Genomic DNA, 15,976 nt, shown 5'->3' on the forward strand with positions numbered 1-15,976 from the left:
CGCGGCCCGAAAGCCGCGCCAGAGAGAGGCGGCATGGACAGCCGCCCGGAATTGTTAACCGCGCATGCCCGGCCGGACCAGCGGGCCGGCGCTTTCGTCGGCGGATTCCTCGTCGTGCCGCGCTTCGCTGTTCGCTTGTACGGCTTCGGCGTCATCTCCGCAATCCTGCATGACCACAACGTGAGTCGTGGTCGCGATGCTCACCGAACTCACGACAGTGACCGAAGTCACCGTACTGACCGTGGAATCCGGAGGACTCTGCATCGACGAGGTCACCCGGGGATAGCGCGACCCATGGTGCCCGCCAGGTTTTTCCGCACGCGGCACAGGCCGGCGCATGAAACGGGATAGCTCCGTCAGCGCCAACTGATACACATCCCGCTTGAACTCGATCACACAGTCGAGCGGCACCCAGTACTCGTTCCAACGCCAGGCATCGAACTCCGGGTGGTCGGTGGCGCGCAAGCAGATATCGCAGTCGCGTCCCACCATCCGGAGCAAGAACCAGATTTGCTTCTGGCCGCGGTAATGACCGCGTACTTCACGCTTGATGAACTTGTCAGGCACCTCATAACGCAACCAGTCGCGCGTGCGACCGATCACCTTGACGTGCTCAGGAAGCAGTCCGGTTTCTTCGTGTAACTCCCGATACATCGCTTGCACGGGGGTCTCACCATATTTGATGCCCCCTTGCGGAAACTGCCAGGAATGTTCACGGAGCCGTTTGCCCCAAAACACCTCGTTGTGCGCGTTCAAGAGGATGATGCCGACGTTCGGGCGAAAGCCTTCACGATCCAGCATACAACCACCTTCGAATCCTTTAAAATTGCTTTGATTATAAACAGATAACGGACCCTACGCACCGAATCGCATAAGAATGGAACGATTCGCCGCAATGGGCCCGTGTTTGCGGTAGCCTGTCGGTTTCCCGTGCCATGTCCCTTGTGCGAAGGCTGCGCGCGGCGGTTGCGGCGCCGTGCGGGGCTGGGTGCCGCCGGTCGGGCGAACGGTGCTCCCGGCGGCGGATCTGTATCGATTTCCCCAACGTTTTCACCTTTTCGGGCGGTCCCTCCGGAGCCGCCGCTTTTGGACAATCTGAATGAAAGCCTCCCGTTTCTTTATCGGCACGCTCAAGGAAGCTCCTGCCGACGCCGAGATCGTCAGCCACAAGCTCATGGTGCGCGCCGGCATGATCCGCCGCGTCGCCGGCGGTATCTATAACTACCTGCCGGTCGGGCTGCGTTCGATCCGCAAGGTGGAAGCCATCGTGCGCGAGGAAATGAACCGGGCGGGCGCCATCGAACTCCTGATGCCGGCGGTGCAGCCGGCCGAGCTGTGGCAGGAATCGGGCCGCTGGGAGAAGTACGGCCCCGAGCTGCTGCGCTTCAAGGACCGTAAGCAGGCCGACTTCGTGATGGGGCCGACGCACGAGGAAGTCGTGACCGACATCGCGCGCAACCAGATCAAGAGCTACCGTCAGTTGCCGGTCAACTTCTATCAGGTCCAGACGAAGTTCCGCGATGAAATCCGTCCGCGTTTCGGCGTGATGCGCGGCCGCGAGTTCATCATGAAAGACGCGTACTCGTTCGACAAGGACATCGAAGGTTTGCGCGAGTCGTATCGCAAGATGTACGACGCGTACGTGCGCATCTTTACGCGCCTCGGGCTCGAGTTCCGCGCGGTCGCGGCGGACAACGGCTCGATCGGCGGCAGCGGCTCGCACGAATTCCACGTGATCGCCGACACCGGCGAGGACGCCATCGCTTATTGCCCGACTTCCGACTTCGCCGCGAACGTCGAAGCGGCCGAAGCGCTGCCGCTCATCGCGCAGCGCGCGGCGCCCGCCGAGGACATGAGGAAGACCGCCACGCCGGGCAAGGCGAAGTGCGAGGCCGTCGCCGAACTGCTGAACATCCCGCTCGAGCGCACGATCAAGTCGATCATCCTCGCCACCGAAAACGAAGGCGCTGAGCCGACCATCTGGCTGCTGATGCTGCGCGGCGACCACGACCTGAACGAGATCAAGGCCGCCAAGCAGCCCGGCCTCGCCGACTTCCGCATGGCGACCGAAGCCGAGATCATCGAAACGTTCGGCACGCCGCCGGGTTATCTCGGTCCGATCAACACGAAGAAGCCGGTCAAGGTGATCGCGGACCGCACCGTCGCGAACATGAGCGACTTCGTGGTCGGCTCGAACGAGGTCGACTATCACACCACCGGCGTGAACTGGGGCCGCGATCTGCCGGAGCCGGTCGTCGCCGATATTCGCAACGTGAAGAAGGGCGATCCGTCGCCGGACGGCAAGGGCGTGCTCGACATCTGCCGCGGCATCGAAGTGGGCCACGTGTTCCAGCTCGGCACCAAGTATTCGGAAGCGATGGACGCGACCTGCCTCGACGAAACCGGCAAGCCGCGGCCGATGGAAATGGGCTGCTACGGCGTCGGCATCACGCGTATTCTCGGCGCGGCGATCGAACAGAATTTCGACGACAAGGGCATCATCTGGCCGGAGTCGATCGCGCCGTTCGAAGTCGTGCTGTGCCCGATGGGCTATGACCGCAGCGACGCGGTGCGCGAGCAGGCCGACAAGCTGTACGCGGAACTCGTCGCGGCCGGCATCGACGTGATCCTCGACGATCGCGGCGAGCGTCCGGGCGTCATGTTCGCCGACTGGGAGCTGATCGGCGTGCCGCATCGTCTCGTGATCGGCGACCGTGGCCTGAAGGACGGCAAGCTCGAATACCAGGGCCGCCGCGATGCCGAAGCGACGCTGCTGCCGGTCGAGAGCGCGGCGCAGACCGTGATCGACAAAGTGCGCGCGGCACTCGCGCATTAAGCGAGTGAGCTGAGCGGGCGTACCAGGCGGAGCGAGCGGTGGAGTACACCTTTCTGTCGGCGACCGTGCTGCTGATCCTGATTACCGATCCGCTCGGCAACATCCCGATCTTCGTCAGCTGTCTGCAGGGCGTGGCGCCCGAGCGCCGCACGGTCGTGATCCTGCGCGAGGTCGCGATCGCGTTTGCAATCCTGCTGGTGTTCATGGTGCTCGGGCAGGGCTTTCTGCGCATGATGAGCCTCAGCGACCTGTCGTTGCGGATCGGCGGCGGGATCGTGCTGTTCCTGATCGCGCTGCGCATGGTGTTTCCGCATCCGGACGGCCCGTTCGGCGGGGACGCGCGCGGCGGCGAGCCGCTCATCGTGCCGCTCGCGATTCCGGCGCTGGCCGGTCCGTCGGCACTGGCGACGGTGATGCTGCTGACCTCGCAGGCGCCGGGCAAGACGTTCGAGTGGATCGGCGCGCTGACCGTTACGATGATCGTCTGCGCGATCGTGCTGATGCTCGCCGAGCGCATCCAGGCCTGGCTCGGCGAACGCGTGATGGCGGCGTTCGAGCGACTGATGGGGCTCGTGCTCGTGGCGATCTCGGTCGAGATGATGCTCGGCGGGATTCGCTCTTTCGTGCACCAGCTATGACGCGGGAGTCGGTAGGCCACCTGTCGCCGATGCAGCCATAAAAAAAGCAGCCAACACAGGCTGCTTTTTTTACGCCGGAGCGCCGAGGCGCCAGTGCGCGACTTACGCCCCCTCGGTCAACGCCCGGATGGTCGGCAGGTTGCGCCAGTACCCCTTCGCATCCATCCCGCAGCCGAACACGTAGCGGTCCGGCACCTCGAAGCCGCAGTAGTCGGGGCGCAGCGGCTTCGCCTTCGGAATGATCTTCTCGCACAGCACCGCCGACAGGAAGCGCTTCGCGCCCATCGCGAGGATGCGGTCGCGGATCGCGGCCATCGTCTCGCCTTCGTCGAGGATGTCGTCGAGCACGAGCACGACGCGATCCTTGACCGACTCGGCCGGCGCGACGCGCCACTGCATTTCGTCGCTGCCTTTCGTCGTATTGCGGTAGCGCGTGAGGTGGATGTAGTCGAACTCGAGCGGGAAATCGAGATGCGGCAGCAGCATGCCGGTGAACACCGCGGCACCGCCCATCACCGACAGCACGAGCGGGAAGTCCTCGCTCATCTCGTTGCGGATGGCGGTTGCCATGCCGGCGATCGATGCGTTGACGTCCGAGGCCGAAACGATCTCTTCGGAGTGTTGAAAAATATGGAGGGCTTCTTCGCGGTTCATGACGTCTAACGGGCGGTAACTGTATACATAGAGTGAGTGGGAACATCCCGTGGGACGTTCCGGTCGGGGACGGCGCCGTGCGCTAGAGAATATAAACCCGCGCGAACCCGGCGTCAGCCGCACGATGCCACGGCGTTTGCGCGCGTGGCGTGCGCGACCGTCCCCATCAAGCTTAGCGCATGCCGGGCAGCATGCCTTTCATGCCGCGCATCATCTTCTGCAGATTGCCGCCCTTGAGCTTCTTCATCATCGTGCGCATCTGCTCGTACTGGTTCAGCATGCGGTTGACTTCCTGCACCTGCACGCCCGCGCCCGCGGCGATGCGGCGCTTGCGCGTCGCCTTAATCAGCTCGGGCTTGGCGCGCTCGGCCGGCGTCATCGAGTTGATGATGCCTTCCATGCGGCGCATCTGCTTCTCGGCCTGGCTCATGTCGGCGCCGGCCGCGGCCTGCTGGAACTGCGCGGGCAGCTTGTCCATCAGCGACGACAGGCCGCCCATGCCTTTCATTTGCGTGAGCTGCGCGCGGAAGTCGTTGAGGTCGAAGTCGCCGCCTTTCTTGACCTTGTCGGCGAGCTTCTGCGCGGCCTGCACGTCGACGCCGCGCTGCGCTTCCTCGACGAGCGCGAGGATGTCGCCCATGCCGAGAATCCGGCTTGCCATGCGGTCCGGGTGGAACACTTCGAGGCCGTCGAGCTTTTCGGCCACGCCGACGAACTTGACCGGCTTGCCCGTCACGTGACGCACCGACAGCGCCGCGCCCCCGCGCGAATCGCCGTCAAGCTTGGTGAGCACGACGCCGGTGAGCGGCAGCGCGTCGCTGAACGCCTTCGCGGTATTGACCGCGTCCTGGCCGAGCATCGCGTCGACGACGAACAGCGTTTCGGCCGGCTTCAGTTCGGCGTGCAGCGCGGCGATTTCGTTCATCATCGCTTCGTCGATACCGAGACGGCCGGCCGTGTCGACGAGCAGCACGTCGTGGTAATGGCGCCTGGCCCAGTCCACCGCGGCGCGCGCGATATCGACCGGCTTCTGGTCGGGCTCGGACGGGAAGAAGTCCGCGCCGACCTGCTCGGTCACCGTTTTCAGCTGGGCGATAGCGGCGGGCCGATAGACGTCGCACGAAACCGTCAGCACCTTCTTCTTGTACTTCTCGCGCAAGAGCTTGGCGAGCTTGCCGACCGTGGTCGTCTTGCCGGCACCTTGCAGACCCGCCATCAGGATGATCGCGGGCGGCGTGACGGCGAGGTTGAGCTCGGCGGCCTTGCCTTCGTAGTCGCCGCCGATCACCGCGGTCAGCTCGCGCTGCACGACGCCGACGAGCGCCTGGCCCGGCGACAGGCTGGCGATCACTTCCTCGCCAAGCGCCTTCTCCTTGACCTTGGCGATGAACTCGCGCACGACGGGTAGCGCCACGTCGGCCTCGAGCAGTGCGAGACGCACTTCGCGCAGCATTTCCTGGGTGTTCGCCTCGGTGAGCCGGGCTTCGCCGCGCAGCGTCTTGACGACGCGCGCCATCCGTTGAGTCAGATTGTCGAGCATGGGGAGCGATGAACGGTGGGGCCCGCGCAGCGCGCGAAGCGCAAGACGTCGCGGAGCAGGGCCCTAGTGTAAACTTCGAATATGGATATTGTACTGTATGCCCTCACCGCGCTTCTCTACGGCGGCCTCGCCGTGGCCGGCTGGCGCTCGCACCGGCACGCGGCCGCGCGCCCGCTGCTCGAGAGCGTGCCGCCGTTGTCCCCGCCGTTGCCTGTCAATGCCGCCGGCACGGGCGCTTCGGTCGCCACCGGTATGAGCGTGCCCGGGCGCGCGCTCCTGTGCGTCGCGCTGCTCGCTCACGGCGTGCTGCTGCATACCACGATCTTCCCGCAGAACGCGATGGTGTTCGGCTTCGCGTTCGCGCTGTCGGCGATGTTCTGGCTCGGCGCCGGCATCTACTGGATCGAGAGTTTCTTCTTCCCGCTCGACGGCTTGCGGCTGCTCGTGTTGCCGCTCGCCTGCGTCGCGTCGCTGCTGCCGCTCGCGTTCGGCGGGGTGCGCGTGCTGCCGTATGCGGCCGCGCCGATGTTCAAGCTGCACTTCCTGATCGCGAACATCGCCTACGGTCTGTTCGCGATCGCGGCACTGCACGCGATCCTGATGCTCGCGGTCGAGCGGCGTCTGCATGCGATGCGCGGCGGTCTCGCGCAACGGCACGCGGCGGCCGGCAACGGCTGGTGGTCGAGCTGGCTCGACACGCTGCCGCCGCTGCTTACGCTCGAAAAGCTGCTGTTCCGTCTGATCGGCGCCGGCTTCGTGCTGCTCACGCTGACGCTCGTCTCGGGCATCCTGTTCAGCGAGCAACTGATCGACCGCGCGTTGCGGCTCGATCACAAGACCGTGTTCGCGATTCTCTCGTGGGTGATGTTCGGCGCGCTGCTGACCGCGCGCAAGGTATCCGGCTGGCGCGGCCGTGCGGCATTGCGCTGGGTGCTGGCCTCGTTCGTCGCGCTGTTGCTCGCGTACGTCGGCAGCCGTTTTGTTTTCGAGGTGCTGTTGCACCGGCCTGTAGTGTGAGCGTGTCACCATGCGACAAATCTTTTTGCTGATCCTGCTGTTCATCGTCGGTCAATGGCTCGTGAAGGCGCTGCGCCGTCACGACGCGCAAACCGCGCAACGCACGGGCGCCGGCGCGAATGGTGCGAACAGCGGTGCCAACGCCGCGAATAACGGCGCAGGTTCGTCCAACGGGCAGCCGCAGCTTGCCGAGCCGATGATCCGCTGCGTCGAGTGCGGCGTGCATGCGCCGCAGAGCGACTCGGTGAGCGTGGCGGGGCAGACCTTCTGCTGCGCCGCGCACGCGCAGCGTCACGGCGCGCGTCCGAGCGGCCGCGACGCCCGATGAGCGTCGCGTTCGCCGTCGATGCCGACGGTTGGGTTTCCGCCGCGCGCAAGCTGCCCTCGCCGAATTTCGAAGCGCGGCCGCAAGGTGCCGTGCCGACGCTGATCGTCGTCCACAACATCAGCCTGCCGCCGAACGAGTTCGGCGGCACCGCGATCGCCGAGCTGTTCCAGAACACGCTCGACTGCGATGCGCATCCGTACTACGACACGCATCTGCGCGGCGTGCGCGTGTCCGCGCATTTCGTGATTCATCGCGACGGCGCGCTCGAACAGTTCGTGTCGTGCAACGAGCGCGCGTGGCACGCGGGGCCGTCGAATTTTTTCGACCGCGAGCGCTGCAATGATTTCTCGATCGGCATCGAGCTCGAAGGCAGCGACACCACCGCCTTCGAAGCGGCGCAATACCGCACGCTCGCCGCGCTCGTGAGCGCTTTGAAGGCACGCTATCCGATCGACGCGCTCGCCGGTCACTCCGACATCGCGCCCGGCCGCAAGACCGATCCCGGTCCGCATTTCGAGTGGCCGCGACTGCAGCGCGACACCTCGCTCGACGCTCGGTATTTCCCCTATCTCAAGTTTTCCGCGGGCCGGTAAACGGCCTTCCGCGATCCTTCGCGCAATCTCGTGTAAAGCGCGCGGAACAAGGCGCCGCCTCGTTCCGCACGCGATGCCTTTTGCGCGCGCGAGCAGAAAAGTCAAGACTTCGAAAGCAAATAAAACGGTTTGACCTGTCTCGAATCTCCACTATACTTGGTGCCACAAACCCGGTTTCGCACTATATCTTGTGTTGGCTGTGCATAACCATGTGAATAACCGGGTGTATAAGTCTGCGGCGCCCCGCTCTTCGAGCATGGCGCCGCAAGCATTCCAGGCAGCGAAAAATTCCTGGGGCGCGGCGGGTAAGGGGATCTCCGGCCGCATCCAGACGCATTCAGGAAAGGACCAGCCAGTGATCGCGACATGCTCGATGACGACCGACATCAAATCGAACCAGGCCTCATCGCAGTCGCATCCCGCCAACCGGCGTAGCCGGCCTTCCTGTATCTCATCGCACGCGCTCGCGGCGGCGCGGCGTTCGATTTAATCCGCGGCACTCGCCGCAATTTCCAGGACCAGGAGCTTTGCACATGCAAACCACCGACAACGCGACGACCCGCTACGAGGGCTCACCGGCTGGCCAGGCCTTCGGCCAGGCACAGAGCGCGCAGGCGCTCGCGCCGCACACCAGCTACGCCGACTACAAGGTGATCCGCCGCAACGGCAGCGTGGTGGCGTTCGAGCCGTCGAAAATCGCGATCGCCGTGACGAAGGCGTTCCTCGCCGTCAACGGCGGTCAGGGCGCGGCGTCGGCGCGGGTGCGCGAACTGGTCGAGCAATTGACGCAGAGCGTGGTGCGCGCGCTCGTGCGCAGCCGCCCGAACGGCGGCACGTTCCATATCGAAGACATTCAGGATCAGGTCGAACTCGCGCTGATGCGCGGCGGCGAACACAACGTCGCGCGTGCCTACGTGCTGTACCGCGAGAAGCGCAACCAGGCGCGCGTGCACGACGAGCAGGCCGGCGCGGGCAGCACGCCGGGCCTGAACGTGACCGACAACGGCGTCACGCGTCCGCTCGACATGGCGGCGCTGCGCGGCATCATCGAGTCGGCGTGCGCGAATCTCGGCGAGGCGGTGAGCGCCGAGCCGATCGTCGCGGAAACGGTGAAGAACCTGTACGACGGCGTGCCGATGAGCCAGGTGTACGACTCGGCCATCCTCGCCGCGCGCACGATGATCGAAAAGGACCCGGCCTACAGCCAGGTCACCGCGCGCATCCTGCTGCACACGATCCGCCGCGAGATCCTCGAAGAAGAAGTGACGCAAGCCGAAATGGGCGAGCGCTACGCCGAGTACTTCCCGCAGTTCATCAAGCGCGGCGTGCAGGCGGAACTGCTCGACGACAAGCTGCTGCAGTTCGACCTGAAGCGTCTCGGCGCCGCGCTCGACGCGAATCGCGACCTGCAGTTCGGCTACCTCGGTCTGCAGACGCTGTATGACCGCTACTTCCTGCATCACGACAACGTGCGCATCGAGATGCCGCAGGCATTCTTTATGCGTGTGTCGATGGGCCTCGCGCTCAACGAGATCGACCGCGAAGCGCGCGCGATCGAGTTCTACAACGTGCTGTCGAGCTTCGACTTCATGAGCTCGACGCCGACGCTGTTCAACTCGGGCACGCGCCGCTCGCAACTGTCGTCGTGCTACCTGACCACGGTCGACGACGACCTCGACGGCATCTACGAAGCGCTCAAGGAAAACGCGCTGCTCTCGAAGTTCGCGGGCGGCCTCGGCAACGACTGGACGCGCGTGCGCGCGCTCGGCTCGCACATCAAGGGCACCAACGGCAAGTCGCAAGGTGTCGTGCCGTTCCTGAAGGTCGTCAACGACACGGCGGTCGCCGTGAACCAGGGCGGCAAGCGCAAGGGCGCGGTGTGCGCGTACCTCGAATCGTGGCATCTCGACATCGAGGAATTCCTCGAGCTGCGCAAGAACACCGGCGACGACCGTCGCCGCACGCACGACATGAACACCGCGAACTGGATTCCCGACCTGTTCATGAAGCGCGTGATGGAAGGCGGCGACTGGACGCTGTTCTCGCCGTCCACCTGCCCGGACCTGCACGACAAGTTCGGCGCCGAGTTCGAAGCGGCTTACACGGCTTACGAAGACAAGGTCGTGCGCGGCGAGATCAAGCTGTTCAAGAAGATTCCGGCGGCGCAGCTGTGGCGCAAGATGCTCGGCATGCTGTTCGAAACCGGCCATCCGTGGATCACGTTCAAGGACCCGTGCAACGTGCGCTCGCCGCAGCAGCACGTCGGCGTCGTCCACTCGTCGAACCTGTGCACGGAAATCACGCTGAACACGAGCGATGCCGAAATCGCCGTCTGCAACCTCGGCTCGGTGAACCTCGTCGCGCACCTGAAGGAGCAGGCCGACGGCACGCTCGCGCTCGACCACGACAAGCTGAAGCGCACGGTCAGCGTCGCGATGCGCATGCTCGACAACGTGATCGACATCAACTACTACGCGGTCGCCAAGGCGCGTAACTCGAACCTCAAGCATCGTCCGGTCGGCATGGGCATCATGGGCTTCCAGGACTGCCTGCACGTGCTGCGCACGCCGTACGCGTCGCAGGAAGCGGTCGAGTTCGCCGATCGCTCGATGGAAGCGGTCTGCTACTACGCGTACTACGCGTCGACCGAGCTCGCCGAAGAGCGCGGCCGCTATTCGAGCTACCGCGGTTCGCTGTGGGATCGCGGCATCCTTCCGCAAGACTCGGTGAAGCTGCTCGAGCAGGCGCGCGGCGGCTACGTCGAAGTCGATGCGAGCGAGTCGATGGACTGGGCGGCGCTGCGCTCGCGCATCGCGACCTACGGCATGCGCAACTCGAACTGCGTGGCGATCGCGCCGACCGCGACGATCTCGAACATCATCGGCGTGTCGGCATGTATCGAGCCGACGTACCAGAACCTCTACGTGAAGTCGAATCTGTCTGGCGAATTCACCGTGGTCAACGACTACCTCGTGCGTGACCTGAAGGCGCGCGGCCTGTGGGACGAAGTGATGGTCGCCGACCTCAAGTACTTCGACGGCACGCTCTCGCGCATCGACCGCATCCCGGCCGACCTGCGCGCGATCTACGCGACCGCGTTCGAAGTCGATCCGGTGTGGCTCGTCGAGGCGGCGTCGCGTCGTCAGAAGTGGATCGACCAGGCGCAGTCGCTGAACATCTACATGGCGGGCGCATCGGGCAAGAAGCTCGACGAGATCTACAAGCTCGCCTGGGTGCGCGGTCTGAAGACGACCTACTACCTGCGCACGATGGCGGCGACGCACGTCGAGAAGTCGACGGTCGCGCACGGCGCGCTGAACGCGGTGAGCTCGGGTCACGAAGGCTCGGGCGGCGCAGGCGGCGCGGCGGGCGGTGCAGCCGGCGGCTTCGGCGTGAGCGGCGGTGCGGCGGGTGGCGCAGCGGGGGGCTTCCAGGCTGCGGCTTCGTCGGCGGCTTCGTCGGCGGCATCGGCAGCGGTCGAAGCAGTTGCTTCGGCACCCGAAGCAGAGGGTCCGGTGTGCATGATGCGTCCGGGCGACCCTGGCTTCGACGAGTGCGAGGCTTGCCAGTAGGCGGACGGCAGGCAGCGGGAGCGCTGCTTGCTCAATGCGAGCGAGGTCGTAGGTGATGACCCGCATGCGGCGAGCAGCGCACCGCGCGCAGATGAAGTAGCAGCAGGCCGATGAGCGGCGAGCGGGATCGAAGTCTCGCCGCTCATCGAAGTAGCGAAGCAGCACCGAAGTGAGCAAGACAGTCGGCAGAGCGGTCGGCAACAGCGGACGAAGCGCACGACAGTGCGCGCAACACGGTGTCCGGCGAACGCCTCGCTCGACGAGGCGAGCAAGGAAGCGAGTCAGGAAGCGAGCAACGTCGGCAGCCGCACGCATCGCTCGACACCACATCGAGCTTCACTCGCCAGCGCCGACGCAAGACGGCCAACACAGCTCACCGCCGACGCTCGCGATGAGCGGCTCGCGCAGCATCGATCGATCAACGGATGCCGCGAACGCACTGCGCAATACAGATAGATAGAGCAGCGAAACGTCGTGACGAAACGTTGCTCTTCGAGTTCGCGAAGTACCTCGACAACGCATGTTCAACACGCATTCGATACGCCTCACTCGACGCATCGCACGCAGCATGTCGAACAAAGTGTTGTATGAACGTAGCAACGCGAATCGAAAACAGGAATTTTCATGAACGAACTCTTTTATCGCTCGTGAAAAGATGGTACAAACCGTTCTAAATTGATGGTGACATTTATGCTCAACTGGGATGACGAGATCACTGCCGTAACTCCCTCGAGCGCGACGCAACCGAACGTGTTGCGCAACGCTGCGGGATCGGCTGTCGGTTCGCAAGTCGGAACGCGTTCCGCTCTTCATGCTCCCTCGGCTCAAGAAGTTTTCGCGAACGACCTCGCCGTCGCTCCCGTTACTCATGCCGCCAATCCGGTTCCTAACGTTGCCGCTGCTGCCGCTACTTCCGAAGCGCGCGTCAATGTTGCCGACAAGCGCATCATCAACGGCCAGACCGACGTCAATCAGCTGGTGCCGTTCAAGTACAAGTGGGCCTGGGAAAAGTATCTGGCCGGCTGTGCCAACCACTGGATGCCGCAGGAAGTGAACATGTCGCGCGACATCGCCTTGTGGAAAGACCCGAACGGTCTGACCGAAGACGAGCGCCGCATCGTCAAGCGCAACCTGGGCTTCTTCGTGACGGCCGACTCGCTCGCCGCCAACAACATCGTGCTGGGCACCTACCGCCACATCACGGCGCCCGAATGCCGCCAGTTCCTGTTGCGCCAGGCGTTCGAAGAGGCGATCCACACGCACGCTTACCAGTACATCGTCGAGTCGCTCGGTCTCGACGAGGGCGAAATCTTCAACGCGTATCACGAGGTCTCGTCGATCCGCGAGAAAGACGAATTCCTGATTCCGTACATCCATGTGCTGACCGACCCGGCCTTCAAGACCGGTACGCTCGAAGCAGACCAGACGCTGCTGCGCTCGCTGATCGTGTTCGCCTGTGTGATGGAAGGCCTGTTCTTCTACGTCGGCTTTACGCAGATCCTGGCGCTCGGCCGCCAGAACAAGATGACCGGCGCGGCGGAGCAGTACCAGTACATCCTGCGCGACGAGTCGATGCACTGCAATTTCGGCATCGACCTGATCAACCAGATCAAACTCGAAAACCCGCATCTCTGGACCGCTGAGTTCCGCGCGGAAATCCGCGAGATTTTCCAGCAGGCCGTCGAGCTCGAATATCGCTACGCCGAAGATACGATGCCGCGCGGGGTGCTCGGCCTCAATGCGTCGATGTTCAAGAGCTATCTGCGCTTCATCTGCAACCGCCGTTGCCAGCAGATCGGTCTCGATCCGCTGTACCCGAACGAGGAAAACCCGTTCCCGTGGATGAGCGAGATGATCGACCTGAAGAAGGAACGCAATTTCTTCGAGACGCGAGTGATCGAATATCAAACCGGCGGTGCGCTGACCTGGGAATAAGCCGGGTTCGCATAGCTGATGTATTCATTGATGGGGATGCCGCGGCTCGTGTCGCGGCAACCTGGGTTAGGAGCAGAACGGCCTGATGCAAAGCGTGCCCGGTGCCTTGACGGCCCACAAACATGACAGGCACTTTGCGGACCCTTCAGTGGGATGGGCAAACTTCCCCCCGGAAAAAGCCGCTGGCGTGAGCGCCGGCGGCCCGATCAAGCAATTGCCGGCGTCGCCTTGCGATGCCGACCATATCTGGCGCGCGGTGCCTCGGGGCACGGCGCGCCTTACCGCATTCATTAGCGTAAGCGCGCAGCATCTGCGTACGCCGATGAATAGCCCGCTTCGTAGCGCGCGCCCTGAGAAGCGTCCGCGGGAAGCGGGTTTTGACGAAGGGTGTAGTTTGAACTGACCTCATCTGAAAACCTGAAGGAGAAAATGATGGCAACTGCAAAGAAAGCCGCGGCCAAGAAACCCGCAGCGAAGAAAGCCGCAGCCAAGAAGGCAGCTCCGGCCAAGAAGGCAGCACCGGCTAAGAAAGTCGCTGCCAAGAAGGTCGCAGTGAAGAAGGTTGCGGCGAAGAAGGCAGCGCCGGCCAAGAAGGCGGCAGCAAAGAAAGTCGCGGTGAAGAAGGTTGCGGCGAAGAAGGCAGCGCCGGCCAAGAAGGCGGCAGCGAAGAAAGTTGCGGTGAAGAAGGTCGCAGCGAAGAAGGCAGCACCGGCGAAGAAAGCCGCGGTGAAGAAGGTTGCCGCGAAGAAGGCCGCGCCGGCTAAGAAGGCTGCTGCGAAGAAGGCAGCACCGGCCAAGAAGGCTGCGGCGAAGAAGACCGCTGCCAAGAAAGCCGCGCCTGCGAAAAAGGCTGCCGCGAAGAAAGCTGCACCTGCCAAGAAGGCTGCCGCGAAGAAGGCCGCTGCGCCCGCGAAGAAGGCTGCTCCTGCGAAGAAGGCCGTCGCCAAGAAGGCTGCGCCTGCTCCCGCTGCGCCTGCTGTCTCGAGCGCAGCACCGGCGTCGACGGTGAAGACCGCGCTGAACCCGGCAGCGGCATGGCCGTTCCCGACGGGCAGCCGTCCGTAAGCAGCAGAGGCAATTCGACACATCGCATCATGATGTGTCCGATGACCGGGTCGCGCTCGAGTGTTGAGCGAATCCGGTCAATGTCCCGTTACCGGTTTCCGGTGACGGGATTTTTTTTTGCGCCGTGCTGGGGTTCAGTGATGGCGTGTGCTGACGGTAGCGGCGGTAGATAGGTGCACACAGGCGCACGTAGTGCAGTGCACGTATGCAAAATCCGCGGGCGAAAAAAACACGCACGGACCCGTGAGGGTGCATGCGTGCGAGGGTCGTCGTGGCGGCGCGCAAGTCAGGCGCCGCGGGTCGCCGCGAGGGGCGGGTGGTATCAGTGCGTGACGCGCGTGACGCCGCCGCTCGACAGCAGCCGCACACGGTCGCCGGCGCGGAAGATCTCGCCGGTCGAGGTTTGCGTGATCGCGCGGATGTCGCCGTTGTCGAGCCGCACGGTGATTTCGAGGCCGTCGCGCATCGCGACGTTGTTCTCGATCGCATTGCCGGCCACCGCACCACCAATGCCGCCGACGATGCCGGTGGCGACCGAGCCGCGTCCGCCGCCGAACGCGCTGCCGGCGAGGGCGCCGAGCGCCGCGCCGCCCAGTGCGCCGACGCCGCTCGGCTGACCGTTGTTGGAACTGATGCGTACCGCGCGCACGCTATCGACCGTGCCGAAGCGAACCGTCTGTTCGCGCTGCGCCTGCGAGGCGGTGAAAACGTCTGGAGAACTACTGTTGACCGCGCAGCCCGACATGGCCAGCGAACCGGCGATCAAGGTGGCGACGACCAGGCGACTCGTTGTTCCCATTACCAAACTCCCATAGCTCGCGGTGTCAGGGCAGCTCGTATCCGAATGCCTGCTTGAACCGCTCGTTGATTTCCGCCCGGGTGGGCGCGTAGTTTTGCGGGCCCTGCTGTTCGATCTTCAATGCGCCCAGCAGACTGGCGAGACGTCCCGTGGTGGCCCAGCCCAGACCCTTCTCGATACCGTACAGCAAGCCGCCGCGAAATGCATCGCCGCAACCGGTGGGATCGAGCACTTGCTTTGCCTCGACCGCCGGAATCTCTTCGATGCCGCCGCCGTGATAGATCTGCGCGCCCTTTTCGCCGAGCGTGACGATCAGTGCGTCGACCTTGCTGGCGATCTCTTCGATCGACCAGCCGGTCTTGTTGCTCACGAGCCGGGCTTCGTAATCGTTGACCGCGACATAGGTGGCAAGTTCAATCATGCGCCGCAGCGTCTCGCCGTCGAAGAGCGGCAAGCCCTGGCCCGGATCGAAGATGAACGGCACGCCTTTGGCGGCCAGTTGCTCGGAGTGCTGAACCATGCCGTCGTAGCCGTCCGGTGCCACGATGCCGAGCGTGATGCCTTCTGCTTCGTCGGCGCGGTTGCGATGCGACTGCATCATCGCGCCGGGGTGGAACGCGGTGATCTGATTGTTCTCGAGGTCGGTCGTGATCATCGCCTGCGCCGAGTAGGTGTCGGGCACGACGAGCACGTTCTCGGTCGACAGGCCGAGCTGCGCGAGCCGGTCCAGATAGAGCTGCGCGTCGACCGCGCCGATCGCGCCCATGATGCGTGCGTCGCCGCCGAGCAGATTCAGCGCATAGGCGATGTTGCCCGCGCAGCCGCCGAACTCGCGGCGCATGGTCGGCACGAGAAAGCTCACGTTGAGGATGTGAACCTGCTCCGGCAGGATGTGCTCCCGAAAGCGGCCTTCGAAGGTCATGATGTTGTCGTAGGCGAGCGAGCCGCAGATGAGCGTAGCCAAGGCGAGCGTTCCTGTGAAAAAACGGTGAAAAAGAG

14 protein-coding genes are annotated in these 15,976 nt (G+C 64.2%); 9 read left to right on the top strand and 5 right to left on the bottom strand.

Features of this window, described 5'->3' with window-relative positions:
* Positions 1-54: 54 nt before the first annotated feature.
* Positions 55-801, bottom strand: coding sequence for an RNA pyrophosphohydrolase (locus tag F3J19_RS27400; protein ID WP_167048735.1), 747 nt, complete (start codon positions 799-801; stop codon positions 55-57).
* Between the two features lie 298 nt (positions 802-1,099).
* On the opposite strand from F3J19_RS27400, the gene F3J19_RS27405 reads away from it, so the two are divergent.
* Together F3J19_RS27405 and F3J19_RS27410 are read left to right on the top strand one after the other, a co-directional pair.
* Positions 1,100-2,836 (top strand): proline--tRNA ligase, encoded by a 1,737-nt coding sequence (locus F3J19_RS27405; RefSeq protein WP_167048737.1) that lies wholly within the window; start codon positions 1,100-1,102, stop codon positions 2,834-2,836.
* A 38-nt stretch (positions 2,837-2,874) separates the two neighbouring features.
* Complete coding sequence (locus F3J19_RS27410; protein ID WP_167048739.1) at positions 2,875-3,474, top strand: MarC family protein; 600 nt, start codon at positions 2,875-2,877, stop codon at positions 3,472-3,474.
* 102 nt (positions 3,475-3,576) lie between these two features.
* On the opposite strand, the gene F3J19_RS27415 is transcribed toward F3J19_RS27410, so the two are convergent.
* Complete coding sequence (locus F3J19_RS27415; RefSeq protein WP_167048741.1) at positions 3,577-4,128, bottom strand: hypoxanthine-guanine phosphoribosyltransferase; 552 nt, start codon at positions 4,126-4,128, stop codon at positions 3,577-3,579.
* Between the two features lie 172 nt (positions 4,129-4,300).
* On the bottom strand, positions 4,301-5,668 hold the full coding sequence (ffh, locus tag F3J19_RS27420) for a signal recognition particle protein (protein ID WP_167048743.1): 1,368 nt from the start codon (positions 5,666-5,668) through the stop codon (positions 4,301-4,303).
* A gap of 81 nt (positions 5,669-5,749) precedes the next feature.
* Between ffh and ccsA the strand changes: the two genes are divergently transcribed.
* The 7 genes from ccsA (at position 5,750) to F3J19_RS27455 (ending at position 14,178) form a co-directional block, all read left to right on the top strand.
* Positions 5,750-6,685: a cytochrome c biogenesis protein CcsA gene (ccsA, locus tag F3J19_RS27425; protein WP_167048754.1), complete on the top strand. Its 936-nt coding sequence runs from the start codon at positions 5,750-5,752 to the stop codon at positions 6,683-6,685.
* A gap of 10 nt (positions 6,686-6,695) precedes the next feature.
* Positions 6,696-7,013: a PP0621 family protein gene (locus F3J19_RS27430; protein ID WP_167048756.1), complete on the top strand. Its 318-nt coding sequence runs from the start codon at positions 6,696-6,698 to the stop codon at positions 7,011-7,013.
* Positions 7,010-7,606, top strand: coding sequence for a 1,6-anhydro-N-acetylmuramyl-L-alanine amidase AmpD (ampD, locus tag F3J19_RS27435; protein ID WP_167048758.1), 597 nt, complete (start codon positions 7,010-7,012; stop codon positions 7,604-7,606). Before F3J19_RS27430 ends, ampD begins: the two co-directional genes overlap by 4 nt.
* Positions 7,607-8,139: 533 nt before the next feature.
* Complete coding sequence (locus tag F3J19_RS27440) at positions 8,140-11,178, top strand: ribonucleoside-diphosphate reductase subunit alpha (protein WP_167048760.1); 3,039 nt, start codon at positions 8,140-8,142, stop codon at positions 11,176-11,178.
* Positions 11,179-11,868: 690 nt separating this feature from the next.
* The gene (locus tag F3J19_RS27445) at positions 11,869-13,113 is read left to right on the top strand and encodes a ribonucleotide-diphosphate reductase subunit beta (RefSeq protein ID WP_167048762.1); all 1,245 of its coding nucleotides are present in this window, start codon (positions 11,869-11,871) and stop codon (positions 13,111-13,113) included.
* An 85-nt stretch (positions 13,114-13,198) separates the two neighbouring features.
* Positions 13,199-13,516 carry a hypothetical protein gene (locus tag F3J19_RS27450; protein ID WP_167048764.1) on the top strand — a complete coding sequence of 106 codons (318 nt, stop codon included), beginning with the start codon at positions 13,199-13,201 and terminating at the stop codon, positions 13,514-13,516.
* Positions 13,517-13,545: 29 nt separating this feature from the next.
* Positions 13,546-14,178: a histone H1-like DNA-binding protein gene (locus tag F3J19_RS27455; protein WP_167048848.1), complete on the top strand. Its 633-nt coding sequence runs from the start codon at positions 13,546-13,548 to the stop codon at positions 14,176-14,178.
* A 322-nt stretch (positions 14,179-14,500) separates the two neighbouring features.
* Here the strand turns inward: F3J19_RS27455 and F3J19_RS27460 are convergent, their stop codons facing one another.
* On the bottom strand, positions 14,501-14,977 hold the full coding sequence (locus tag F3J19_RS27460; RefSeq protein ID WP_167048766.1) for a glycine zipper 2TM domain-containing protein: 477 nt from the start codon (positions 14,975-14,977) through the stop codon (positions 14,501-14,503).
* A 25-nt stretch (positions 14,978-15,002) separates the two neighbouring features.
* Complete coding sequence (locus F3J19_RS27465; RefSeq protein WP_167048768.1) at positions 15,003-15,941, bottom strand: carbohydrate kinase family protein; 939 nt, start codon at positions 15,939-15,941, stop codon at positions 15,003-15,005.
* Between the last annotated feature and the right edge of the window lie 35 nt (positions 15,942-15,976).

Origin of the sequence: Burkholderia sp. Ax-1724 (genome assembly GCF_011752995.1) — a bacterium.
Taxonomy (GTDB): Bacteria; Pseudomonadota; Gammaproteobacteria; order Burkholderiales; family Burkholderiaceae; genus Paraburkholderia.

What these genes read in the sequence shown, in the direction of transcription:
- F3J19_RS27460 (WP_167048766.1), bottom strand. Translation starts at nt 14,977, where the DNA reads ATGGGAACAACGAGTCGCCTGGTCGTCGCCACCTTGATCGCCGGTTCG.
- F3J19_RS27415 (WP_167048741.1), bottom strand. Translation starts at nt 4,128, where the DNA reads ATGAACCGCGAAGAAGCCCTCCATATTTTTCAACACTCCGAAGAGATC.
- F3J19_RS27445 (WP_167048762.1), top strand. Translation starts at nt 11,869, where the DNA reads ATGCTCAACTGGGATGACGAGATCACTGCCGTAACTCCCTCGAGCGCG.
- F3J19_RS27440 (WP_167048760.1), top strand. Translation starts at nt 8,140, where the DNA reads ATGCAAACCACCGACAACGCGACGACCCGCTACGAGGGCTCACCGGCT.
- ccsA (WP_167048754.1), top strand. Translation starts at nt 5,750, where the DNA reads ATGGATATTGTACTGTATGCCCTCACCGCGCTTCTCTACGGCGGCCTC.
- F3J19_RS27405 (WP_167048737.1), top strand. Translation starts at nt 1,100, where the DNA reads ATGAAAGCCTCCCGTTTCTTTATCGGCACGCTCAAGGAAGCTCCTGCC.
- ampD (WP_167048758.1), top strand. Translation starts at nt 7,010, where the DNA reads ATGAGCGTCGCGTTCGCCGTCGATGCCGACGGTTGGGTTTCCGCCGCG.
- F3J19_RS27430 (WP_167048756.1), top strand. Translation starts at nt 6,696, where the DNA reads ATGCGACAAATCTTTTTGCTGATCCTGCTGTTCATCGTCGGTCAATGG.
- ffh (WP_167048743.1), bottom strand. Translation starts at nt 5,668, where the DNA reads ATGCTCGACAATCTGACTCAACGGATGGCGCGCGTCGTCAAGACGCTG.
- F3J19_RS27400 (WP_167048735.1), bottom strand. Translation starts at nt 801, where the DNA reads ATGCTGGATCGTGAAGGCTTTCGCCCGAACGTCGGCATCATCCTCTTG.
- F3J19_RS27455 (WP_167048848.1), top strand. Translation starts at nt 13,546, where the DNA reads ATGGCAACTGCAAAGAAAGCCGCGGCCAAGAAACCCGCAGCGAAGAAA.
- F3J19_RS27450 (WP_167048764.1), top strand. Translation starts at nt 13,199, where the DNA reads ATGCAAAGCGTGCCCGGTGCCTTGACGGCCCACAAACATGACAGGCAC.